This window comes from Sphingomonas sanguinis (assembly GCF_001476905.1).
Lineage (GTDB): Bacteria > Pseudomonadota > Alphaproteobacteria > Sphingomonadales > Sphingomonadaceae > Sphingomonas > Sphingomonas sanguinis_B.
This window is the reverse complement of record NZ_LDTE01000055.1, coordinates 13,016-36,385: the sequence shown is the minus strand read 5'-3', so window position 1 is coordinate 36,385 and position 23,370 is coordinate 13,016. Positions and strand designations below refer to the sequence as shown.

Genomic DNA, 23,370 nt, shown 5'->3' with positions numbered 1-23,370 from the left:
CCCCTCCACCACCGCTGCGCGGTGGTCCCCCTCCCCGTGCCGGGGAGGATTTTGGTCAGTCGCCGACGCGCTCGATATCGGCACCGACGGCCGACAGCTTCTCTTCCAGACGTTCGTAACCCCGGTCGAGGTGATAGACGCGGGACACCGACGTCTCGCCCTCGGCGGCCAGACCGGCGAGGATCAGGCTCATCGAAGCGCGCAGGTCGGTTGCCATCACCGGCGCGCCGGTCAGCTTGTTCACGCCCTTCACCATTGCGGTGCGGCCATGGACCTGGATGTCCGCGCCCATCCGCGCCAGCTCGGGCACGTGCATGTAACGGTTCTCGAAGATCGTCTCGGTCAGGGTGCTGGTGCCCTCGGCCTTGCACAACATCGCCATGAACTGCGCCTGCATGTCGGTGGCGAAACCCGGATAGGGTGCGGTCGACAGGGTCAGCGGCTGGAGCGAACCATCGGCCTTCACGCGGATCGAATCGCGGCTTTCCTCGACCGTCACGCCCGCCTCGGTCAGCGCCGAGAGCGTTGCGCGCATGTCATCGGCACAGGCGCCGACCAGTTCCAGGTCGCCGCCGGTAATCGCTGCGGCACAGGCATAGCTGCCCGCCTCGATCCGATCGGGCATCACCGAATAGGTCGCGCCGTGCAGCCGGTGGACACCCTCGATGGTCAGCGTTTCTGTACCGATGCCGTCGATCCGCGCACCCATCGCGATCAGCAGGCGGCACAGGTCGACAATCTCGGGCTCGCGCGCGGCATTGCCTAGCACCGAGGTGCCCTTGGCAGTCACCGCCGCCATCAGCGCATTCTCGGTCGCGCCGACCGACACCACCGGGAAGGTATAGCGTCCGCCCGATAGGCGGCCGCCGGGCGCGCTGGCCTTCACGTAACCGGCGGTCAGCTCGATCTCCGCGCCGATCGCTTCCAGCGCCTTCAGGTGAAGGTCGATCGGACGGTTGCCGATCGCGCAGCCGCCGGGCAGCGACACCCGCGCCTCGCCCGCGCGCGCCAGGATCGGGCCGAGCACCAGGATCGACGCGCGCATCTTGCGCACGATGTCGTACGGCGCCTCGGTCGAGAAGAGCTGGCCCGCCCGGATCGTCATGACCCGGCCGAAATCTTCGGGCCGCGTCCCCTCGACACGGGTCGATGCGCCGATCTGGTTCAGCAGATGGCCGAACCCGTCGACATCGGCCAGGCGCGGCAAGTTGCGCAGCGTGACCGGTTCGTCGGTCAGGATCGCGCAGGGCATCAAAGTGAGCGCGGCGTTCTTTGCGCCCGAGATCTTCAGGCGGCCCGACAGCCGGTTGCCGCCGCGAATAAGGATACGGTCCATAGACCGGTCGTCCTAGCCCAGCCGCGCGCCACCGCCAAGGGTCGCGGCGGGCCGGGACCGGCAAAACTCCGCCCGGTCCCAAGAAAAGACACGGTTGATACATATTAATGCGGCCACCCGCCCTTGATGGCTAAGGCACTCGTCCGCTCGGGGGATGAGGTGCTGGTGTCGAATTTCGGGCTTGCGGATCGCCTGGACAAATGGGTTTCGCTGACCCCGGCCGAACGCGCCACGCTGTCGCGACTGGAGGAACGCCCTCGGGCGATCCGACGCGGTACGGTGTTGATGGACGAACAGATGCGCGGCGAGGAGCTGTTCGTCGTGCAGCAGGGCATGTTGATGTGCTATGTCCTGCTCGACGATGGCAGTCGCCAGATCGTCCGCTTCCTGTTTCCCGGCGATCTCTTCGCACTCTCGGCGCTGATCTATGGCCGCTCGCCCGATACGGTGGTGGCAGTGTCGAACGCGGTCGTCTGTCCCTTCGACCGGTCGCAGATCGGGATGCTAGCGACCGATCATCCCCGTCTGCTCAGCCTGATCCTGGTGCTCAACCAGATCGAGCGGGTCATCACCACCGATCGGCTGGCGGGGCTGGGCCGAACCTCGGCGCGGGCGCGGGTGGCGACGCTGCTCCTGTCGCTGCGTGGTCAGATGCGCCAGGCGGGCATGGATGTCGGCGCGTCCTTTGCCCCCGGCCTGACCCAGGAAGAGATGGGCGACGCGATCGGCCTGACCGCGGTGCATGTGAACCGGATGCTGCGCCAGTTGGAGGACGAGGCGCTGATCAAGCGCGAGGGCGGCCGCGTCCACCTGCTCGACGAAGCACGACTGGTGCGCGAGGCGCGCTATATTGACCGGTTCGAGGGGCTGGATCTCAGCTGGTTGCCGACGGGGCGTTAAGACCGGCCGCCCGCCCAGCGCTGCAACCGGGGCCGGACTTTCAGGAAACGACGATAGCCCCGCTCGAGCAGCGCCAGCACCCATGGCGAGCGTGCCGCCAGTCCCAGCGGTCGCAACAACGGGATCGCCCGCCACATCGCGGCAAAGGCCGCCGCGCCCGACAGCATCCGCCCCTCCTCGCGCGCATGAAAACGCGCAAGCAGTGTGTCGCGCTCGATCGGGCACTGGTCCGGCCCATCGCCGCCGATGGCCACGAATGCGATCCGCCCGCGCCGGTCCAGCCGCCGCATCAGCGCGATCTCGCGGCGGCACAGCGGACAGGCGGCATCATACCAGACGGTGACGGTCGTCATCTCCCCCTTTCCGGCAAGGGCGGCCCGATCATTACCGGGCCGCCACCACCATCAGAACAGGTCGGCGGTCATCACCTTGTTCCACACGCGCACGAAGTCGCGGACCATCCGGGGATGGCCGTCCTCGGCGGCGTAGAACTCCGCGATGTTGCGCAGCTGCGAATTGGCGCCGAAGATCAGGTCGTTGCGCGTCGCGGTATAACGCTTCTCGCCCGAGTCCCGGTCATCCAGGGTGAAGCGCAAGCCCGCCTCGTCCTGCTTGGTCCAGAAATAGTCCATGCTGGTCAGCACGCGGAAGAAATCGTTGCTCAGCACACCCACCCGGTCGGTGAACACACCCGCCTCGCTCTCGTCCCAGTTCGCGCCCAGCGCGCGGAGGCCGCCGGTCAGCACCACCCATTCGGGCGCGCTCAGCTTCAGCAGCGCCGCCTTGTCGAGGAACAGCTCCTCCGGCGCGACGCGGCCCTGGGTGATGGTGTCGAACTGATCGTCGACATAGTTGCGGAAACCGTCGACCACCGGCTTCAGCCATTCGAAGCTGTCGGCATCGGTCAGTGCGTCGGTAGTATCGCGACGCCCGGCGGTGAACGCCACCGCCTCCGCCACGCCCGCATCCGCCGCCGCCTTTTCGACCGCCGCCGTGCCGCCCAGCACGATCAGGTCGGCCAGCGACACACGCTTGCCGCCGCTCGCACTGTCGTTGAACGCGCCCATGATATCGCGGAGCTTGGCGATGACAGGCACGGTGCGACGATTGACCGCCCAGTCCTTTTGCGGGGCAAGCGCCAGGCGCGCACCGTTCGCGCCGCCGCGCTTGTCGCTATCGCGGTACGTGACCGCCGCAGAAAAGGCGGTGAACACCAGATCCGGCACCGACAGGCCGCTGTCGAGAATCCGCTGCTTCAGGGTCGCGATGTCGGCCGTATCGACCAGCTCGTAATCCCGCTCGGGGATCGGGTCCTGCCAGAGCAGGTCGGGCTCGATCGTGACCTCGGGCCCGACATAACGCTCGCGCGGCCCCATGTCGCGGTGGGTCAGCTTGTACCAAGCCTTGGAAAATTGCTCGGTGAAATAGTCGAAGTCGGTCAGGAACCGCTCGCAGATGGGGCGATAGATGGGATCGACCTTCAGCGCGATGTCGCTGGTCATCATCATCAGCGCATGGGTCTGGCCTTCGATATGCGCATCCGGCGTGCGGGGCGCGTCACCGCTGACCGGCGTCCATTGCAGCGCGCCCGCAGGACTGCGGGTCTGTTCCCACTCCAGGCCGAGCAGGTTTTCGAGATAGCTATTGTCCCATTGGGTCGGGTTCTGGGTCCAGCTGCCCTCGATGCCGTTGGTCATGGTGAACTCGGCATTGCCGGTGCCTTCCGGGTTGTGCCAGCCCAGCCCCATCTCCTCGATCGCGGCGATCTCGGGCGGCGCGCCGATGCGGTCGGCCTTCACCATGCCATGGCTCTTGCCGAAGGCATGGCCGCCCGCGATCAGCGCCACCGTCTCCTCGTCGTTCATCGCCATGCGGGTGAAGGTGATGCGGATGTCACGCGCCGAGGCCATCGGATCGCCGCTGGCATAGGGGCCTTCGGGGTTCACATAGATGAGCGACTGGTGCGAGGCGGCCAGCGGCTGCTCCAGATCATAATCCGCGTCGCCATTCTGGCCGCGCCAGCGCTTGTCGCGATTGACCATCTCGTCGAACGAATCGACCTTGGTCATGTCGAAGGCTTCGGGCCCCCAATAGGTGGCGTCATCGGCTTCCCACGCATCCTCGCGCCCGCCGCCGAAACCATAGGTCGGCAGCCCCATGATCTCGAGCGAACAATTGCCGGTCAGGACGATCAGATCGGCCCAAGAGAGCGCCGCGCCGTATTTCTGCTTGATCGGCCAGAGCAGGCGACGCGACTTGTCGACATTGCCATTGTCCCACCAGCTGTTGATCGGCGCGAAACGCTGCATCGCCTCACCCGCGCCGCCGCGCCCGTCGGCGATGCGATAGCTGCCCGCCGAGTGCCACGACATGCGGATCATCTGCGGCCCGTAATTGCCATAGTCGGACGGCCACCACGCGACCGAGCTGGTCAGGAAGCGCTTGATCTCGGCCTTCAGCGCATCGAGGTCGATCTTGGCGAATGCGGCGCGATAGTCGAAATCCTCGCCCAGCGGATTGGCGCGCGGCCCATGGCGGTGCAGTTGCTCGACGCGCAGGCGGTTGGGATACCATTCGGCCAGTGTCGGCGGCGTGGTGAAGGCGCCGCCGATCCGATCGCCGCCAAAGGGGCATTTGCCCGCGAGTACCGTCTTATAGTCTTCCATGGCTCAACCTCTTCGGCGTTGATCGGATCGAAACGGCACGCGGCAAGACATCATGACGGACAGTCAAGCCCGTCATCCCACCCCATTTGGTGAGGATCATGTCCCTGATGTCATGAACATCGGCGGCCGGATCTTTCCTGGAGCGGGCACCATCCGCCGCTCATCCGCCCCGACAACGTTGCGCCGCCCGCGTCGATCCTTGGAAATACCGCGATCTACGGAAAAAATTAGTCTGGATCAGTCCCGATATTGGGACGTTGAAGTGCTTTCCTGGATACCCGTTGCCGCCAATCCCCCACCGCACGGGCCTTGCCGCATGGGGATGGAGGAGCAGCGACATGATCCGATCGGCAGCGGTCATCGGGACGGGCATGGCCGGACTGGCCTGCGCCGCGCGGCTGGTGGAAGCGGGATGGCGGGTAGCGTCGTTCGACAAGGGTCGCCGCCCCGGCGGACGCATGGCGAGCAAGACGGTGACGGCCGAGGGTCTGTCCTTCGCCTTCGACTATGGTGCGCAATATATGACGGCGCGCGATCCCGGCTTCGTCGCGCAAGTCGCGCAGTGGGAGCGGGGCGGCGTGGCCGCGCGCTGGCCCGCGGCGGGCGACGACGCCTGGGTCGGCATACCCGGCATGAGCAAAGTTCTGTCGCATATGGCCGAACCGCTCGCGCCCCGCTGGTCGACGCATATCCGCGAACTGGTTCGCGACGGGCAGCGCTGGTGGCTCGTCCATGATGCGGGGCGCGAGGGCCCCTATGACGCGGTGATCCTGGCCCTGCCCGCCGAGCAGGTTCCGGCTTTGGCCCAGTCGCATGACCCGGCCCTGGCCCGGCTGGCCGAAGCCCATCCTTCGGCACCCTGCTGGACCGTCATGCTGGGCTTTGAAACGCGGCTTTCCGCTCCCGATATCGTGGCGACCGGCGAGCCGATCGACTGGGCCGCACGCAACACCGCCAAGCCGGGGCGCGACAGTGGAGAAGCCTGGACCATCCATGCCACGCCGGACTGGTCGCGGCGGCATCTGGAAAGCGACACGACTTCGGTCACCGCCTCGCTGTTGCGCGCGCTGGAGGAGCGGGTCGGCACCCTCCCCTCTCCGGCTTATGCGGCGGCACATCGCTGGCGCTATGCCCGGTCGGGCAAGGCGGCGGTGGGTGCCTATGTGCGGCCCGATATCAGGCTGGCCGCCTGCGGCGACTGGCTGCTGGCCCCTCGCGTGGAAAGCGCCTGGCTGTCCGGACGGCAGGCGGCCGAGGCGCTGCTCTGACCGATAGAAGCTCACACCCGACAGGGATCATGCCCTGTCGGGTGTGAGTGATTTACCCCTCGTCCGACGCGCGGCGGACCTGATCGACATAGTCCCCGTAGCCCTGCTCCTCCATCTCCTCGAGCGGCACGAAGCGCAGCGAGGCGGAGTTGATGCAGTAGCGCAGGCCGCCGCGATCGCGCGGACCGTCGGGGAAGACATGGCCCAGATGGCTGTCGCCATGCGCCGAACGCACCTCGGTGCGCACCATGCCATGGGTGGTATCGGTCAGTTCGTTGACATGGGCGGGCTCGATCGGCCGGGTGAAGCTGGGCCAGCCGCAATGCGAATCGAACTTGTCGGCGGAGGCGAACAGCGGTTCGCCCGACACGATGTCGACATACAGGCCCGGCTCGCGCGTATGCAGATATTCGCCGGTGCCGGGACGCTCGGTCCCGCTTTGCTGGGTGACGTAGAATTGCTCGGGGGTCAGCCGCGACAAGGCTTCCTCGGTCTTGGCATAACGGGTGTCGGCCATGGGGGGGTCTCCTTTTTCGGGATGTTGTCAGGCTTCGGCGACGATCTGGCGCAGCGCCTGCTCGAACGCTTCGGGCGGCTGTCCGCCCGAAATCAGGTAACGGTTGTCGATGACGATGGCGGGCACCGACTGGATGCCCTTGCCCTGCCACAGCCGCTCCGCCTCGCGCACCTCATCGGCGTAGCGGTCGGACGAGAGGACTTCGCGCGCTTCATCCTCGGGCAACCCGGTGCGGGCGGCGGCGGCGATCAGCACGTCATGACTGGAGATATCCTGCCCATGCGTGAAATAGCTCTCGAACAGCGCGTGCTTCAGCGCGGCCTGCTTGCCCTCGCCCTCCGCCCAGTGGAGCAGGCGGTGCGCATCGAAACTGTTATAGATGCGCGCATCGTCGGCCATCGCCATGGTGAACCCGACCGAGGCCGCCCGCTCGCGGATATTGGCGCGGTTGGCGGCGGACTGTTCGGGCGTCGCGCCATATTTGCGGCCGATATGCTCGACGATATTCTCGCCTTCGGGCGCCATGGCGGGGTTCAGCTCGAAGGGCTGGAAATGGATATCGGCCTCCACCGCATCGCCCATCCGCTCCAGCGCGATCTCCAGCCCGCGCAGGCCGATGATGCACCAGGGGCAGGAAATGTCGGACACGAAGTCGATACGCAAGCGGCGGGGCATGGGGAATCCTGGGTCGAGGGGAAAGCGAACCCTCATGTGGGGATGCTGATCCGCTTCACAAAGGGGGGAACGCATCCGCGCCCATCGCCCTTTTGATGCGATGGGCAGGCCGCGCTACAGCGCCCCCGTCTGCCCGAAGGAGATGACAGCATGACCAAGACAGTTCTCGTCACCGGTGCGACCGCCGGGATCGGTGCAGGGACCGCCCGCGCCTTTGTTGCCGCCGGATGGCGGGTCATCGGGACCGGCCGCCGCGCCGACCGGCTTCAGGCGCTGGCCGACGAGCTGGGCGAGGCGTTCCATCCGCTCGCCTTCGACATCACCGACGAGGACGCGCTGGATGCCGCGCTGGCCGGTTTGCCCGAAGCGTTCGCCGGGATCGACTGGCTGATCAACAATGCCGGGCTGGCGCTGGGCACCAAGCCCGCACAGGACAGCGACCTGGCCCAGTGGCGGACGATGATCGCGACCAACATCGACGGCCTCATCACCATCACCCATCGGCTTTTGCCTCGGCTGATCGAGCGGCGCGGCGGGATCATCAACCTGTCCTCGGTCGCGGCCAACTATCCCTATACCGGCGGCAACGTCTATGGCGGGACCAAGGCGTTCGTGAAGCAATTCTCGCTGAACCTGCGCGCCGACCTGCATGGCAAGGGCGTGCGCGTCACCTCGATCGAGCCGGGCATGGTCGAGACCGAATTCACCACCATCCGCACCGGCGGCGACCAGGCGGCGTCGGACGCGCTCTATGCGGGCTCCGACCCGATGACCGCCGAGGACATCGCCGCGACCCTGCTCTGGGTGGCGCAACTGCCGCCGCACCTGAACATCAACCGGCTGGAACTGATGCCGGTCAGCCAGTCCTTTGCGGGCTTCCAGGTCGCGCGCGCGGGATAAGCGCTCAGAGCGGTCGGTGCATCACCAGCGCATCGACCGCCCCCAGGCGCGGGTGCCGGAACGCCCCCGGCACCCGCCCGACCGTCGCGAAGCCCAGCGCCGTCCACAGATGCACGGCGGCCTCGTTGCTGGCGACCACGAAGTTGAACTGCATCGCGGCAAAGCCCTGCGCCCGGGCCTGATCGAAGGAATGCAACGCCATCGCCCGCGCGACACCGCGCCCACGCGCGGCGGGACTGGTCATATAGCCCGCATTGGCGACGTGATCCCCGCCCCCCGCCTGATTGGCGCGTAAGTAATAGGTGCCGAGGATGGCGCCGTCCTCCTCCGCCACAAACACCGTCTTGTCGTCGGCCAGCCAGTACGCGGTCGCCGCCTCCTCCGACATGGCGCGGTCCAGTGCATAGGTCTCGCCAGCGCGGATCACCGGCAGGATGATCGCGGCGATGGCGGCGGCGTCGTGGGGAAGAGCGGGGCGGATGAGCATGGGTCAAATCCTTTCCGCCAGGTTTCGCAGGCCCGCAATCCCGGATTTCGACAGATGGCGGGGCTCGCCCGTTCAACGTAGCGCAGCACCATAGGAAACCGAGCCGAAGGGTGAGGACAGACCCATGCTCCGTTCCCGACGAATCCGTCGGGAGCGCCACTCGCGGCATCGCCATCTTCCATCGAAACGTCATCTGCGGATGCGACGAAGAGGGCATGGCTGATTTAAGAATGCCGGTTTCCCCGCACGGACCGCTGGCGGGCCTCGTCGCGGTGAAGCGTGCCACGGTGAACCTCGACGCGCTCAACGCCGCCTGGCCACCTATGTGACGCATCCCATCTTCGGAGAATCGCCACCATGCGTATCCTGAACATCCTGGTCCGCCGCTACCTGCCGCTCGACGCCATCGACGCGGCCGTCGCCTTCTACGAGGAATTGATCGGGCAGAAGCGCCGCCTGACGTTCGACTATCCCGACTATGACCTGAAGCTCGCACAGGTCGCCTCGATCCTGTTCATCGCGGGCACCGACGAAAGCCTGGCGCCGTTCCGCGCCACCGGGGCGACCTTCATGGTCGAGGATCTGGATGGCTTCGCCGCGCACCTCCCAACGACCGGCAGCATCATCGTCGAGCCACCGAAATCGGTGCCGACCGGGCGCAACATGCTGGTCCGGCATCCCGATGGCATGCTGGTCGAATATGTCGAGCACGCGCACAAGCACCCTGCCGACGTGATGGCACCCTTCGACTGACGCGATTCATGCTGGGTGAAAAGGGCGGCCCGGCTGCTTCTTCGTCCACCGGGGGAATGCGACGGACACAAAAAAACGGCCCCGAAGGACCGTTCTTACCCCCATGGCAATGCCTGGAGAAACTGGAGCGGGCGAAGGGATTCGAACCCTCGACCCCAACCTTGGCAAGGTTGTGCTCTACCCCTGAGCTACGCCCGCTCTGGCGTTCCGAACCGGCGAACCGGCTGGGGTGAGGCGCGCTAATAGATGGGGGTTTCCGAACCGGCAAGCCCTTTTTTCAGAAATTTTACATTGGCGACTCCACCAAGAGAACATTACAAGAACATATATGGAGGAGCCCTTCGCCCTGATCGATCGCCTGCGTGGTGCCGCCGCGCGGTCGGCGCGTGGACGATCGGGGGAGGCGGCGGAGCGGACGGGGGGTATGCCGCGCCTGCCCCCTGCGCAACTGCATGAAATCCATGCGCTTTCACTGGGGGAAGCGGCCAGCGGCGCGGGGTTGGCGATCGGCTGTGTCCTGGCCGCACAGGCCCGGCCGGTCCTGTGGTTGCGCACCGAAGCGGCCGAGCGACAGGGCGGGCGACTCCATGGGCCGGGGCTGCTCGCCATGGGGCTCGATCCCGACGATCTGGTCGTGGTGGTCGTCGCCGATGATTCGGCGCTGCTGCGCGCCGCCGCCGATGGCGCGCGCTGTCCGGGGCTGGGCAGCGTCATTGCCGAGGGCTGGGGCGCGATGCGCGGGATGGACCTGACCGCCTCACGCCGGTTAATGCTGGCGGCCGAAGCCTCGGGCGTGCTGATGATCCTGTTGCGCGTCGGGGGGCAGGTCGTGCCCAGTGCCGCGGCGACCCGCTGGTCGGTCGCCGCCGCGCCGTCCCGCGCCTTGGCCGCCGATGCGCCGGGCGCCCCCGCCTATGATCTGGAATTGCTGCGCCGACGGGGAGGGCCCGCGGGCGCCCGGTGGCGCGTGGAGTGGAACCGTGACACGCAAAGCTTCGATCCCGCGCCGCTATCTGGCGCTCGTCTTCCCCTGGTTGCCGATCGAGCGGTTGCGGGCACGCCGCCCGCACCTGTTCGTGGCGCGGGGTGACGCGCCCATTGCCTTTGCCGAATCGGTCGGTGGGGCGATTCGCCTGGCTGCGCTCGATCCGGCGGCGGTCGCGGCGGGGCTGTCGGTCGGGCTGAGTCTCGCCGATGCGCGCGCGCGGGTACCGGAGATCGAAATCTATCCGCACGATCCCGCCGCCGATGCCGACTGGCTGGAACGGCTGGCCGAAGGGGCACGGCGCTACAGCCCGGCGGTGGCGCTCGATCCACCGCAGGGACTGGTGATCGACAGTGCGGGGGCGGACCATCTGTTCGGTGGCGAGCGGGGGCTGGCCGAGGATATCGAGATGCGCATGGCGCGGCGCGGCCTGACCGTACGGCTGGCCTATGGCGACACGCCCGAGGCGGCGCGGGCATTGGCCCGTCATGCGGGCGCGCCCGCCCCGGACGAGATGGGGGCGATTCGCCGCCTGCCCGTCGCCGCGCTGGAGCTGGACGAGGACGGCTGCGCGGCGCTGGTCGCGGCGGGGCTGAAGTCGGTCGGCGACGTGCTGGCCCGACCGATGGCGACGATCGCGGCGCGATTCGGTCGCGAGGCGGCGACCGCACTGCGGCGGCTAACCGGGGAGGAGGACAGCCCGCTGACCCCGCGCGTCGTCGCCGCGCCGATCGGCGTGGAGCGCCGCTTTGCCGAGCCGGTGGCGCGGACCGAGCATATGCTGGGCGTGCTGGAGGAACTGGCGGGTGAAGCGGCGCGACGGCTGGAGGAGCGGCATGAAGGCGGCCGCCGCTGGGACGCGCGGCTGTTTCGCGCGGATGGCGAGGTCCAGGGCCTGCGGGTCGAGACGGGCCAGCCGACGCGCGACCCCGCCGTCCTGCTGCGCCTGTTCCGCGAGCGGATCGAGGCGCTGGCCGATCCGCTCGACCCCGGATTTGGCTATGACCTGATCCGGCTGGATGTCGGGCTGGCCGAGAAGCTCGACGCGGTGCAGCTGCGCTTGGAAGGCGGTGAAGCCAAGTCGGAGGCGGTCGCCGCGCTGATCGACCGGCTGGGCACGCGGCTGGGTCGCGAGCGGGTGCGACGCATCCATCCGCGCGACAGCCATATTCCCGAACAGGCCGAATTGCTGCTGCCTGCGACCGAGACGCCGCCCAAAGCGGAATGGACGCAACCCCAACCAGGCGAGCCGCCGTCGCGCCCGATTCACCTGTTCGATCCGCCCCAGCCGATCGAATCGCTCGCCGCCGAGACGCCGGACGGCCCGCCTGCGCGCTTTCGCTGGCGGCGGAAATTGCACGACGTGGCGCGCGCGGAAGGGCCGGAGCGGATCGCAGGCGAATGGTGGCGGCGGGCGGACATGGCCCCGCCGACCCGCGACTATTACCGGGTCGAGGATGTGCGCGGACGGCGCTTCTGGATCTTCCGCCATGGGCTGTATTCGGAAACCGAGCGGCCGCGCTGGTATGTCCACGGGCTGTTCGCGTGAGGGGAGGTCGCCACGATCCTCCTCGGCACGGAGAGGTGGCAGCGCGGAGCGCTGACGGAGGGGGCGTGCCGCAAGGGACGTACCCAGCGGCACGCCCCCTCCACCATGCTGCGCATGGTCCCCCTCCCCGTACCGGGGAGGATTGAAGCCAATGTCCGACTTCGCCGAATTGGTCGCGGCGACGCATTATTCCTTCCTCGACGGGGCAAGCTCGGCGGAAGTGATGGTTCAGCAGGCGATCGTGCTGGGGCTGGACGGAATCGGTATTGCCGACCGCAACACGGTGGCGGGGGTGGTGCGGGCCCACCGGGCGCTGCGGGAAATCCGCGAAAAGCTCGGGGACCGGATGCCGCCGTTCGAGCTGGTCGTTGGCGCGCGTCTCATCTTTGCCGACGGAACGCCGGATATCGTCGCCTATCCCATTGATCGCACCGGCTGGGGGCGGCTGACCCGGTTGCTGACGACGGGCAACAAGCGGGCGCGGAAAGGCGGCTGCATCCTGGGGCTGGGCGACCTGATCCGCCATGCCGAGGACCTGCTGCTGATCGCGCTCCCCGAATCCTCGGCAAGGCCCTGCGAGCCGATGACGGACGCGATGCTGCCGCCGCAACGCGCCGATCCGGGACTGTCGGCAACGCTCGACCGGCTGGTGGCGGTGGCGCCGGGGCGGGTCTGGCTGGGCGTGACCATGCCGCGATCGGGGGCGGACCGGCGGCGGCTGATGGCTCATGCCGCCTTGGCCGAGGCGCGGGGCGTGCCACTGCTCGCCACCACCGACGCGCTGTTCGCTACGCCCGCAGACCGACCGGTACAGGATATACTGACCTGCATCCGCGAGGGGCTGACCATCCGCACCGGCGGTCGAAGACTGGCGGCCAATGCCGAACGCCATCTGAAGCCTGCCGCCGAAATGGCGCGACTGTTCGCCGACCGGCCGGGGGCGGTGGAGGAGAGCATGGCGATCCTCGACCGCATCACCTTCCGGCTGGATCACCTGTCCTATGACTATCCGCATGAGCCGGTGCCCGAGGGGTGGGAGGCGCAGGACTGGCTGGAGGAACTGGTGCGGCGGGAGGCGGCAAAGCGCTTTCCCGATGGCGTGCCCGACAAGCTACAGGCTACGCTTGCCGAGGAACTGACCCTCATCCGCGAATGCGAGTATGCCCATTATTTCCTGACCGTGCACGACGTGGTGCGGTTCGCGCGCAGTCGGCCGCAGCCCATTCTCTGCCAGGGTCGAGGCTCGGCGGCCAATTCGGCGGTCTGCTGGCTCTTGGGCGTGACCTCGGTCGATCCGACCAAGCACGACCTGCTCTTTTCCCGGTTCGTGTCGACCGAACGCAAGGAGCCGCCCGATATCGACATCGACTTCGAGCATGAGCGGCGCGAGGAGGTAATCCAGTATATCTATGGCCGCTATGGCCGCCACCGCGCCGCCATCGCCGCGACCGTCATCCATTATCGCCCGCGCAGCACGGTGCGCGAGGTCGGCCGCGCGCTGGGGCTGAGCGAGGATGTGACCCAGCGGCTGACCAGCACCGTCTGGGGCAGCTTTTCCAAACAGTTCGAGGAAAAGCGGTTCCACGAAACCGGCTTCTCGCCCGACAATCCCGAGATTGCGCGGCTGCGCACGCTGGTCGACCGGCTGCTGGGGGCGCCGCGCCATTTGTCGCAGCATGTCGGCGGCTTCGTGCTGACGCAAGGACGGCTCGACGAGACGGTGCCGATCCACAACGGCGCGATGGAGGGACGAACCTTCATCGAATGGGACAAGGACGATATCGACGAGCTGAAGATCATGAAGGTCGACATATTGGCGCTGGGGATGCTGACCTGCATCCGCAAGGCGTTCGACCTGATGGCGGCGAACGGCTTGGCCCGCCCCGACCTCGACACGCTGGCGCAGGACGAGGACGAACGTGTCTACAAGATGCTGCAAAAGGGCGACAGCATCGGTGTGTTTCAGGTGGAGAGCCGGGCGCAGATCAACATGCTGCCCCGGCTGAAGCCGAAGCGCTTCTACGACCTGGTGGTGCAGGTCGCGATCGTGCGGCCGGGGCCCATCGAGGGCGACATGGTCCACCCCTATCTGCGTCGCCGGGCGGAGAAGGAGAAGGTCGACTATCCCTCTCCCCATCCGTCGGAGGGGGATGCGGACGAGTTGAAGACCATCCTGAAGGACACCTATGGCGTGCCCCTGTTCCAGGAACAGGCGATGAAACTGGCCATCGTCGCCGCCAAATTCACCCCCGACGAAGCCAATGGCCTGCGCCGCGCGATGGCGACGTTCCGCAACGTCGGCACCATCCAGGGTTTTCGCGAGAAGATGGTCGGCGGCATGGTCCGCCGCGGTTACGAACCCGAATTCGCCGAGCGCTGTTTCAAGCAGATCGAGGGGTTCGGCTCCTATGGCTTTCCCGAAAGCCATGCGCTGTCCTTTGCGCGGCTGGTTTATGTCTCGGCCTGGCTGAAATGCCATCAGCCCGCGATCTTCACCTGCGCGCTGTTGAACGCCCAGCCGATGGGATTCTACGCCCCGGCCCAGCTCGTCCGCGACGCGCGCGAGAATGGCCAAGTCGAGGTGCGGCCGGTCGATGTGAATCACAGCGGCTGGGACAATCGGCTGGAGGTCCGTAGCGACCGCGCCTTCGCGCTGCGGCTGGGCTTTCGGCAGGTCGACGGGTTTCGCGAGGAGTGGGGCAAGGCCATCGCCGCCCACGCACCCTATGACAGCATCGAGTCGGTCGCGATTCGCGCCCACCTCCCCCGCCGGGCGCTCGACCTGCTGGCGCAGAGCGACGCCTATCGCTCGCTGGGGCGCGGGCGGCGCGAGGGGCAGTGGGAGGCGCGGCGGATGAAGTCGGCGCAACTGCCGCTGTTCGCCGCGATGGAAGCCCCGGAAATGGCCGCCGAGCCGCCGGTGACCCTGCCGCCCATGTCGCCTTCCGAACAGGTGACCGCCGATTACCGCGCCACCCGCCTGTCGCTGAAGGGCCATCCCATGGCGTTCCTGCGCGCCGAACTGGCGGCGGAGGGGGTACTGTCCGCCGCCGATGTGATGCACTTGCGCGACGGACGGCGGGTGAAGGTGGCAGGGGTGGTGCTGGTCCGCCAACGGCCGGGCAAGGGCAATGCGATCTTCGTCACGATCGAGGACGAAACGGGCATCGTCAACGCGCTGCTCTGGGCGCGCGATTTCGAGGCCAACCGGCGCAGTGTCATGGCGGCGCGGCTGATGCTGATCCACGGCGTCGTGCAGCGGAGCGAGGAGGGCGTCGTCCATGTGATGACGGCGGGCGTCGAGGATCGCAGCACGATGCTGGCCCGGCTGGAGGAGGTGCCCGCCGCGCCCACCCGCTCGCACGATCCGCGCGGGCCCGTCGCCCAGCGCGGGGTCCACCCCCGCGACGTCCGCCTGCTGCCCCGGTCGCGGGATTTCCATTAGGGCGTAGCACCCTCACCCTTCCCACCCGCTGGCGCGGGCGGGCCCCTCCCTCTCCCGATGGGAGAGGGAGGGAGGCGCGAAGCGCCGGAAGGGTGAGGGTGTTTATCCCCGACCCGTCCCGATTTATCCGATCGCCTCGGCCTCCAAGGGCTTGTGCCCACCCCCCGCCATGCCATATTTTACATCATCATGGCCCTGAACAGCGATCTACTCACCCATCCCCTGGGGATGGCCGGCAATGGGCCGGGTCACGACCATGGGGACGAGGACGGCACCGGCCTGGGTGTCGCGACGCGGACCCGTGCCCGTACCAAGCAGCCGACGCCCTATCGCGTGCTGATGCTGAACGACGATTACACGCCGATGGAATTCGTCGTGCTGTGCCTGCAACGCTTCTTCCGCATGAGCATGGACGATGCGACCCGCGTGATGCTGCACGTTCATCAGCGCGGTGTCGGGGTGTGCGGCGTCTTCTCCTACGAAGTCGCCGAGACCAAGGTGGCGCAGGTGATCGACTTCGCCCGTGCGAACCAGCATCCGCTCCAGTGCACGCTGGAGAAGGCCTGAGGCATTGGGCTCTCCCGCCACGCTGGCGGGTCGATGACGATCGCTTGACGTTTACGGCACCTTTTCCCCGCCCGGTCGTTTGCCCTGCGCAACGATAAGTCTCGGGCAAACAGGGGGTTGGTGTGATGGCGATGATCTGGGGCTGGGCACCCATGCTGCTGGCGGCCCCCTTTTCTCCGCAACAGACGACCGATCCCGTCCCCACCGCTGCCCGCGCCGCGCCGACCAGTGCGGAGGGCGACACCCAGCGGCCACCCACACGGCGCCTGCCGGTCCGCCCGTCGGATAGCGCGCCCTCCGCGATTACCGCCGATACGCGGCGGACGCCGCCGCCCGGCATCATCGGCGACTGGCACAAGATCCGCACCGGCCTGAACGAGCGCGGCATCACCGTCACCGCGCGCTATGCCTCGGAAAGCGCCGCCAATATCACCGGTGGCCGCAAGACCCTGTTCCGCGAGACCGGCCAGTTCGACGCGGGTGCCTTGTTCGATCTGGAAAAGGTCTTTGGGCTGAAGGGCGGTGCGTTCCAGGCGACGCTCACCTATCGGCGTGGCCGCAACCTCAGCGACGATGCCAATCTGGGCACGCTGCAGCAGGTGCAGGAGGTCTATGGTCGTGGCCAGACCCTGCGCCTCACCCAATTCTGGTACGAGCAGCGGATCGGCGAGCGGTTCGAGCTGAAGCTGGGCCGCACCAATCCGGGCGAAGATTTCGCCATTTTCTCGTGCCATTTCATGAACCTCAGCTTCTGCGGCGCGCAGCCGGGCAATCTGGTCGGCGACTATTGGCAGAACTGGCCCGTCAGCCAGTGGGGCGCGAGGCTGCGCTACGAACCGCGCGACGATCTGTACGTCCAGGGTGCGGTCTATGAGATCAATCCGCGCAACCTCGACAACGACTTCTTCATCGGCCATTTCAAGGGCGCAACCGGCGTGCTGGTCCCGGCCGAGGTGGGCTGGATTCGCAATGCCAGCGCTGGAAAGATCGGGTCCTACAAGCTGGGCGGCTGGGTCGCGACGGCGGATGCGGCGGACGTGTTCCTCGACGTCAATCGCCGTCCCATCGCCATCACCGGCCTGGCCCCGCTGGAGCGCAGCAGCCGCTACGGCGTGTACGTCAACATCCAGCAGCAGCTGACCGGCGAGACCAAGGACGGCAAGGCGGAAAACGGCCTCAGCGTCTTCCTGAACGCGACCCAGGCCGACCGCGCGACCAGCGTCACCGACAACCAGATCGCCGCCGGCCTGTTCTACAAGGGGCTGGTCCCCGCCGTGCCGGGCGACGTGCTGGGCTTCGGCGTGGCGCGGACCCATGTGAACAATCGGGTGGCGGACGGCCAACGCCTCGATCCGACGCGGCCCGCCGTGCAGGGCTCCGAATATGCCGCGGAAGTCTATTATAGCATCCACCCCGCCGAATGGCTGGAGATGCGGCCCAATGTGCAGTTCGTCCATCATCCCGGCGGCTATTCGCAGGCCGAGGACGTCACCATCGTCGGGCTGAAGGCCGCCTTCACCCTGTAACATGCGCGATTCACGACCCGTTCAATAGGCGGCGCGCAAGGACAGGCGCGCCAAAGGAGTTTGATATGATCCGTTCGATGATGGCGACCGCCCTGATGGCGCCGACCGCCATGGCGATGGTCGCCGCCCCCGTCCCCGCCATGGCCCAGGCGAGCGGCGACCTGGCGGCGGTGCAGCGTCACCTGCAATCGGTGCAGACGATGACCGCCGACTTCACTCAGCAGGACCGGGCGGGCAAGGTGCTGACCGGCACGCTGACCATGAAGAAGCCGGGCAAGATCCGCTTCCAATATGAAAAGGGCGTGCCGCTGCTGATCGTCGCGGACGGTGGCAGCCTGTGGTTCCTCGACTATTCGGTCGGGCAGAAGCAGCGCTGGCCGATCAAGAACTCGCCGCTGGGCGTATTGCTCGACCCGACGCGTGACATTTCCCGCTATGCCAAGGTCGTGCCCAGCGCCGATTCGCGACTGGTCTCGGTCGAGGCGAACGATCCCAAGCACCCCGAATATGGCAAGATCACCCTGGTCTTCGCCCGCGATGCCTCCGCGCCGGGCGGGTTGATGATGCAGGGCTGGGTCGCGCTCGACAGCCAGAACAACCGCACGACGATCCGTCTGTCGAACCAGCGATTCGGCGTGCCGGTCGACGATAAAGCGTTCCGTTTCAACGACCCGCAGAGGCGGTCGGGCCGAAACTGAACGGTCGCGGGCCGTTTCATTCATCCGGGCGACAGGTTTGCTGGCCTATCAAGGCGTTGCGGTTGAGGGGCGTTCGAGATTCCCCCCTGTTGCTCGAATGAGCACCCTCATCCCGCCTGCGTGACGAACGCTAGGTCGGCCCTCGCTCCATGCCCCCGGAGCGAGGGCCTTTCCTTTTCTGAACTTATTTCTCCCCTGCAAGGGGAGGTGGCGCGCATCGCGCGTCGGAGGGGTGTCCCCGCTATCGAGAGGGTGACACCCCTCCGTCAGGGCTTCGCCCTGCCACCTCCCCTACGAGGGGAGGAATCAGGGGCGGAGGTAATCTTGTCTCCCCCCCCTGCCCCCGCTACATCGCATCCCGTGAAAATCGCCTCCTGGAACATCAATTCGGTGCGTTTCCGCGCCGCGATCGTCGAGCAATTTCTGAAGGAAGCCGCGCCCGACGTGCTGTGCCTCCAGGAGACGAAGGTGGTCGATGACGACTTCCCCTTCGACCTGTTCCGGGCGCTGGGATACGACCATATCATTATCCACGGCCAGCGGATGCACCACGGCGTCGCCATCGTGGCGAAGGTGCCGATCACCGAGGACGACCGCCTCGACTGGCAAGCCAATGCCGAGGCGCGCCATGTCGGCATCCGCCTGCCCAACGGCGTGCGGTTGGAGAATGTCTATATCCCGGCGGGCGGCGACGTGCCCGACCGTGAGAAGAATCCGAAATTCGGCCAGAAGCTCGATTTTCTCGGCCGCATGATCGACTGGTCGGGCCAGCTCGACTGCCCGACCATTCTGACCGGCGACTTCAACATCGCCCCGCTCGAATCGGACGTGTGGAGCCATAAGCAGCTGCTCGACGTGGTCAGCCACACCCCCATCGAGGTGGAGACGCTGGGCAAGTTGCAGGCGTCGAACGACTGGGTGGATCTCGGCCGCCACTTCATTCCCGCGCCGCAGCGGCTCTACACTTGGTGGAGCTACCGCGCGAAGGACTGGGCGGCGTCGGATCGCGGGCGGCGGCTCGACCATATGTGGGCGACGCGTGACGTGGCCGACAAGGCGGTGTCGCATCAGGTGTTCGAGGGGTGCCGCAGCTGGTTGAAACCCTCCGACCATATCCCGATCATGACGGAATTCGATTTTTGAGCCACCCCGACTCCAAGGCGGCGGCGCGCGCGATCGATGCGCTGCGCCGGGGTTGGCCGATCGCAATTGCGGGCCAGTCCCTGCTGGCGGTCGAAACGGCCGATCCGCTGCGCCTCGCCGCCTTCGACCCCGAAGGCCAGGCGCCGGTCCTCATCTCGGCGGGACGCGCGGCGACGTTGAAGCTGTCCAACCAGCTGGAGGCCGCCGATCCCGACGCCGCCGTGCTGATCGAGCGAGCACCCTGGGTCGACTTCGCCGCCGCCACCGCGCTGGCCGATCCGCAAATCGACCTGGCGACCCCGCTGAAAGGTCCGTTCCGCGCCCTCCCCCTGCCCGACCCGGCGGTCGCGGCGGCGGCAATCCGGTTCGCGCGGATTGCCGGGATGCTGCCCGCCTTCTTCGTCGGCGGCACCGGCGTCGAGGCCGAGGTTTCGCTGGCCGACATCGCCGCGCATGAGAATGCCGAGGCGCTGGCCATCGCCACCCGTGCGCGCCTGCCCGTCGCGGGAGCGGAGGATGCCGAAATCGTCGCCTTTCGCTCGCCCCATGCGGCGGGCGAGCATGTCGCGCTGCTGATCGGCCAACCCAACGGCCAGCCGCCGCTGGTGCGGCTGCACAGCGAATGCCTGACCGGCGATGTGCTGGGCAGCCTGAAATGCGATTGCGGGCCGCAGCTTCACGCCGCGATCCACGCCATTGCCGATTCGGGCTGGGGCATATTGCTCTATCTGCGGCAGGAAGGGCGCGGGATCGGCCTGGTCAACAAGCTGCGCGCCTATCAGCTACAGGATCAGGGGTTCGATACCGTCGACGCCAATACCCGGCTGGGCTTTGCCATCGACGCCCGCGACTTCGGCGTGGCGGCGCGGATGCTGACCCTGTTGGGACAGGACACGGTGCGGCTGCTGACCAACAATCCGGCCAAGGTCGCCGGGCTGGACGCGGCGGGGGTGCGGGTGATCGAGCGGGTGGCGCACAGCCTGCCACCCAATCCGCATAACGAACGCTATCTGGCGACCAAGCGCGACCGGACCGGGCACCAGCTCTGACCCCACCACCGGCGCGGCGTCAGAACCCCAATTCGCGCCGCACGTCCGCATAGTCCTGCGCGATCGCGGCCACGCCGATCGCGCGCAGCCGCTGGTCATGCCCGACCGCGCAATGCGTGCCCATGCACATGCCGATAACATGCCCCCCGCTCGCCACCGCGCCGGTCGCCCCGACGGGCGAGTCCTCCAGGATCGCACAATCCGCGATGTCCACACCCAGCCGGTCGGCCGCGAACAGATAGAGGTCGGGCGCGGGCTTGCCCCGCGTGACATGCTCGCGCCCGCTATAGACATGCTCGCCAAACGCCTCGCGCAGGCCGAGATGGCGCAGATGCCGATCGAGCCAGACGGTCGGGCTGGACGACACCACCGCGCGGGGGAAATCGACGGGCAGCGAGCGGACGAAATCGACCGCCCCGGCAATCGCCGCGACGCCCTCTTCCATCGCACGGACATCCTCGTCACGCCGCGCTTGGTAGAAGCTTTCGGGTAAGCTCTGGCCGATCCGCCCTTCGATCGCGGCGATGAAGTCCTTGCCCGCCAGCCCCATATAATGGTGCATCGCCTCTTCGGGCGTATGCGGATGACCATTGGCGCTCAGCCATTCGGCGAGATGGCGATTGCCCTCATATTCGCTGTCGATCAGGACGCCGTCGAAATCGAACAGCAGTGCGGCAAAGCGGCTCATCCGCGCGCCCCGAACAGTGCGCTGCCGACGCGGACATGGCTGGCGCCCAGCATCGCGGCGACCTCATAGTCCTCGGACATGCCCATGCTCAGCTTTTCGAGGCCGAGTTCGCGCGCCATCTTGGCGAGCAGCGCGAAATAGGGGGCGGCGTCCACCCCGTGCGGCGGAATCGCCATCAAACCTACGATCGGCAGTCCGGCGGCGCGTGCCTCCTCCAGCATGGCGGGCGCCTCGGCGATGGCGCAGCCGCCCTTCTGCTCCTCCTCGCCGATATTCACCTGCAGGAAACAGGCGGGCCGCTTGCCGCTCTTGTCCATCGCCTCGGCCAGCGCGGCGATCAGCGAGGGGCGATCGACGGTGTGGATCACATCGAACAGGGCAACTGCATCGGCGGCCTTGTTCGACTGGAGCTGGCCGATCAGATGGAGTTCGACGCCCATATAAGCATCGCACAGCGCGGGCCATTTGGCGGCCGCCTCCTGCACGCGATTCTCGCCGAACACGCGGTGCCCGGCCTCGAGCAGCGGGCGGATCGTGTCGGCGTCATGCGTCTTCGACACCGCGATCAGGGTCGGGGTGGCATGATCGCCCAGCTTCGCGGCGCGCTGAAGCTCGGCGGAGACGGTATGGAGGCGGGAAACGCTGTCGTCGGTCATGCCCCGCGCTATAGTCCGGGCGATGGCCGACCGATACCCCGTGACATGGCTGATGACCGACGAGCGGCTGGGCGATGGACTCTGGGCCGCGCTCCGGGCCCTGCCGCCGGGATCGGGGGTGGTATTTCGCCATCATGCGACGCCCCCGGCCGAGCGGCGCGCGATTCACCGCCGGGTGCGGCGAATCGCCAAGGCGCGGCGGCTGGTTCTGCTGGTCGCGGGAGGAGTCCTGCCCGGCGACGGGGTGCACAAAAGCGGATGGACGCGCGGCATGCGCAGTTGGCCCGTGCATGATCACGGCCAGGCGATTCAGGGGTGGAAGGCTGGCGCTACGCTGTTGTTCGTCTCACCGGTTCACCCCACCCGCTCGCACCCCGGCGCGCCGTCACTGGGCCCAGCCCGGGCGGCCCGAATCGGGCGCGGGCTGGGCCTGCCGCGAATCGCCTTGGGGGGAATGAATGCGCAACGCTTCCGCCGCCTACGCGGGCGATTCCAAGGCTGGGCAGCGATCGATGCCTGGGCTGGTTAGGCTCTTTCCCAGAGCCCGCGAACGATGCGACTTCTAACCCCCGGAGAGCAACATCTCTGCGTTCCCCGCGCCTTCGCGCAAACACATAAAGAGATAGGCCGGACCAACGATCCGGCCTTTAGCCCCGATCAGAAGCGGAAAGCAGTGCCCAGATAGACAGCCTGGCTGTTGCGGCGATCGTCATCCATCCGCGCCAGACGGTCACGATCCGAGCGATAGCGGACCCCCGCGGTCACATCGAGGTTGCGGGTCAGCGCATAGGACCCGCCCATGTCGAGCGAATAGTTGGCGGGCACGTCGACCAGCTTAGGGGCACCATCGATCGGACGATCGGTCGAGGCCTTCACACGCCCGGTAAAGCGATTGGCGGTGTAGCTGACCGCGACATCGGCGGTTTCACGACTGCCCGGCAGCCCGGCCAGATCGACCCGTGCGATATCACCCGACAGCGCCACGCGCTTCCAGCCGACCGCAACGCCCAGATTATAGGAGATCGGAGCAAGGCCGACGGTCGGCGCGGTGTTGGCCGCGATCCGCTCTTCGTTGGTACGGCTGGTCCGTGCGCGCACCGCCACGGAGACCGGACGGCCGGTGCCACGCTGGCTTTCCGCCGGGGTGAAGCGCAGGTCGCCAGCCTCCAACCCGCTCTTGGCGAAGATCGCCGCCAGCCGGGGATCGGCGGAGGCGGGCGTGAACCCGCCGCGCATCAGGCTGAGCGAGGAGCGCTTGGGCGCGGCACGGCTGGTCTGCTCGACCGCGCCGATGGCGGGCGCGACCATCGCCGTCGTGGCGACGAGCGCCCCGATTGCGATTCCGATCACCACACGCCCGAACGACACGCTACACCCCTTGTTTAAGGCCCCTTTATAGGATCGCTCCTAACACGGAATCAGGTGCGAGCGATCCCATTGTTACGGCCGCGGTGGCGAATCTTGTCCGAGTGTTGCGCATCCTCCACAGAATCACGCCGTCCCACCCCGATCGCCGACGATTCGCCCTGGATTACCCGGACCGCTTGCCGGGGTGGCGGGGC

The 23,370-nt window shown here is 67.3% G+C and carries 22 protein-coding genes and 1 tRNA gene; 13 read left to right on the top strand and 10 right to left on the bottom strand.

What is annotated here, in order from left to right; genetic code table 11:
* Positions 1 to 55 precede the first annotated feature (55 nt).
* Complete coding sequence (murA, locus tag SB4_RS09630) at positions 56 to 1,336, bottom strand: UDP-N-acetylglucosamine 1-carboxyvinyltransferase (RefSeq protein WP_058752407.1); 1,281 nt, start codon at positions 1,334 to 1,336, stop codon at positions 56 to 58.
* A 126-nt stretch (positions 1,337 to 1,462) separates the two neighbouring features.
* Between murA and SB4_RS09625 the strand changes: the two genes are divergently transcribed.
* Positions 1,463 to 2,236, top strand: a complete 774-nt coding sequence (locus SB4_RS09625) for a Crp/Fnr family transcriptional regulator (RefSeq protein ID WP_058752406.1) — start codon at positions 1,463 to 1,465, stop codon at positions 2,234 to 2,236.
* Here SB4_RS09625 and SB4_RS09620 read toward each other — a convergent pair.
* Both SB4_RS09620 and katG read right to left on the bottom strand, forming a co-directional pair.
* Complete coding sequence (locus SB4_RS09620; protein WP_058752405.1) at positions 2,233 to 2,589, bottom strand: thiol-disulfide oxidoreductase DCC family protein; 357 nt, start codon at positions 2,587 to 2,589, stop codon at positions 2,233 to 2,235. The genes SB4_RS09625 and SB4_RS09620 overlap by 4 nt on opposite strands.
* Positions 2,590 to 2,640: 51 nt before the next feature.
* Positions 2,641 to 4,902 carry a catalase/peroxidase HPI gene (gene katG, locus SB4_RS09615; RefSeq protein WP_058752404.1) on the bottom strand — a complete coding sequence of 754 codons (2,262 nt, stop codon included), beginning with the start codon at positions 4,900 to 4,902 and terminating at the stop codon, positions 2,641 to 2,643.
* A gap of 338 nt (positions 4,903 to 5,240) precedes the next feature.
* Here katG and SB4_RS09610 point away from each other — a divergent pair, with 338 nt between their 5' ends.
* Positions 5,241 to 6,170, top strand: a complete 930-nt coding sequence (locus SB4_RS09610) for an NAD(P)/FAD-dependent oxidoreductase (RefSeq protein ID WP_058752403.1) — start codon at positions 5,241 to 5,243, stop codon at positions 6,168 to 6,170.
* Positions 6,171 to 6,222: 52 nt separating this feature from the next.
* Here the strand turns inward: SB4_RS09610 and msrB are convergent, their stop codons facing one another.
* Positions 6,223 to 6,687: a peptide-methionine (R)-S-oxide reductase MsrB gene (msrB, locus tag SB4_RS09605; RefSeq protein WP_058715257.1), complete on the bottom strand. Its 465-nt coding sequence runs from the start codon at positions 6,685 to 6,687 to the stop codon at positions 6,223 to 6,225.
* A 27-nt stretch (positions 6,688 to 6,714) separates the two neighbouring features.
* Complete coding sequence (locus SB4_RS09600) at positions 6,715 to 7,362, bottom strand: DsbA family oxidoreductase (protein WP_058752402.1); 648 nt, start codon at positions 7,360 to 7,362, stop codon at positions 6,715 to 6,717.
* A 150-nt stretch (positions 7,363 to 7,512) separates the two neighbouring features.
* Between SB4_RS09600 and SB4_RS09595 the strand changes: the two genes are divergently transcribed.
* On the top strand, positions 7,513 to 8,262 hold the full coding sequence (locus tag SB4_RS09595; RefSeq protein WP_058752401.1) for an SDR family NAD(P)-dependent oxidoreductase: 750 nt from the start codon (positions 7,513 to 7,515) through the stop codon (positions 8,260 to 8,262).
* Positions 8,263 to 8,266: 4 nt separating this feature from the next.
* Here SB4_RS09595 and SB4_RS09590 read toward each other — a convergent pair whose 3' ends face one another.
* Entirely contained in the window at positions 8,267 to 8,749 is a 483-nt protein-coding gene (locus SB4_RS09590) for a GNAT family N-acetyltransferase (protein ID WP_058752400.1), read from the bottom strand.
* A gap of 357 nt (positions 8,750 to 9,106) precedes the next feature.
* On the opposite strand from SB4_RS09590, the gene SB4_RS09585 reads away from it, so the two are divergent.
* A complete protein-coding gene (locus SB4_RS09585) occupies positions 9,107 to 9,502 on the top strand; it encodes a VOC family protein (RefSeq protein ID WP_058734722.1) in 396 nt (131 codons plus the stop codon).
* A 123-nt stretch (positions 9,503 to 9,625) separates the two neighbouring features.
* Here SB4_RS09585 and SB4_RS09580 read toward each other — a convergent pair.
* A tRNA-Gly gene (locus SB4_RS09580) sits at positions 9,626 to 9,700 on the bottom strand.
* A 130-nt stretch (positions 9,701 to 9,830) separates the two neighbouring features.
* On the opposite strand from SB4_RS09580, the gene SB4_RS09575 reads away from it, so the two are divergent.
* The 8 genes from SB4_RS09575 (at position 9,831) to ribA (ending at position 20,464) form a co-directional block, all read left to right on the top strand.
* On the top strand, positions 9,831 to 10,592 hold the full coding sequence (locus SB4_RS09575; protein ID WP_058752399.1) for an ImuA family protein: 762 nt from the start codon (positions 9,831 to 9,833) through the stop codon (positions 10,590 to 10,592).
* Positions 10,483 to 12,036: a Y-family DNA polymerase gene (locus SB4_RS09570; protein ID WP_241488568.1), complete on the top strand. Its 1,554-nt coding sequence runs from the start codon at positions 10,483 to 10,485 to the stop codon at positions 12,034 to 12,036. The genes SB4_RS09575 and SB4_RS09570 overlap by 110 nt, the downstream gene beginning before the upstream one ends.
* A gap of 151 nt (positions 12,037 to 12,187) precedes the next feature.
* Positions 12,188 to 15,481 carry an error-prone DNA polymerase gene (locus SB4_RS09565; protein ID WP_058752398.1) on the top strand — a complete coding sequence of 1,098 codons (3,294 nt, stop codon included), beginning with the start codon at positions 12,188 to 12,190 and terminating at the stop codon, positions 15,479 to 15,481.
* A gap of 228 nt (positions 15,482 to 15,709) precedes the next feature.
* The gene (gene clpS, locus SB4_RS09560) at positions 15,710 to 16,048 is read left to right on the top strand and encodes an ATP-dependent Clp protease adapter ClpS (RefSeq protein WP_058715306.1); all 339 of its coding nucleotides are present in this window, start codon (positions 15,710 to 15,712) and stop codon (positions 16,046 to 16,048) included.
* Between the two features lie 125 nt (positions 16,049 to 16,173).
* Positions 16,174 to 17,574 (top strand): carbohydrate porin, encoded by a 1,401-nt coding sequence (locus SB4_RS09555; RefSeq protein WP_058752397.1) that lies wholly within the window; start codon positions 16,174 to 16,176, stop codon positions 17,572 to 17,574.
* Between the two features lie 65 nt (positions 17,575 to 17,639).
* Positions 17,640 to 18,272, top strand: coding sequence for a LolA family protein (locus SB4_RS09550; RefSeq protein ID WP_420893888.1), 633 nt, complete (start codon positions 17,640 to 17,642; stop codon positions 18,270 to 18,272).
* A gap of 360 nt (positions 18,273 to 18,632) precedes the next feature.
* Positions 18,633 to 19,415 (top strand): exodeoxyribonuclease III, encoded by a 783-nt coding sequence (locus SB4_RS09545; protein WP_058733932.1) that lies wholly within the window; start codon positions 18,633 to 18,635, stop codon positions 19,413 to 19,415.
* Complete coding sequence (ribA, locus tag SB4_RS09540; RefSeq protein WP_058752396.1) at positions 19,412 to 20,464, top strand: GTP cyclohydrolase II; 1,053 nt, start codon at positions 19,412 to 19,414, stop codon at positions 20,462 to 20,464. The genes SB4_RS09545 and ribA overlap by 4 nt, the downstream gene beginning before the upstream one ends.
* Positions 20,465 to 20,483: 19 nt before the next feature.
* Here the strand turns inward: ribA and SB4_RS09535 are convergent, their stop codons facing one another.
* Together SB4_RS09535 and SB4_RS09530 are read right to left on the bottom strand one after the other, a co-directional pair.
* On the bottom strand, positions 20,484 to 21,152 hold the full coding sequence (locus tag SB4_RS09535; RefSeq protein WP_058752395.1) for an HAD family hydrolase: 669 nt from the start codon (positions 21,150 to 21,152) through the stop codon (positions 20,484 to 20,486).
* Positions 21,149 to 21,808 (bottom strand): YggS family pyridoxal phosphate-dependent enzyme, encoded by a 660-nt coding sequence (locus SB4_RS09530; RefSeq protein WP_058752394.1) that lies wholly within the window; start codon positions 21,806 to 21,808, stop codon positions 21,149 to 21,151. Before SB4_RS09530 ends, SB4_RS09535 begins: the two co-directional genes overlap by 4 nt.
* A 22-nt stretch (positions 21,809 to 21,830) precedes the next feature.
* On the opposite strand from SB4_RS09530, the gene SB4_RS09525 reads away from it, so the two are divergent.
* Complete coding sequence (locus SB4_RS09525; RefSeq protein ID WP_241488567.1) at positions 21,831 to 22,337, top strand: thiamine phosphate synthase; 507 nt, start codon at positions 21,831 to 21,833, stop codon at positions 22,335 to 22,337.
* A gap of 128 nt (positions 22,338 to 22,465) precedes the next feature.
* On the opposite strand, the gene SB4_RS09520 is transcribed toward SB4_RS09525, so the two are convergent.
* Complete coding sequence (locus SB4_RS09520; protein ID WP_241488566.1) at positions 22,466 to 23,176, bottom strand: hypothetical protein; 711 nt, start codon at positions 23,174 to 23,176, stop codon at positions 22,466 to 22,468.
* Between the last annotated feature and the right edge of the window lie 194 nt (positions 23,177 to 23,370).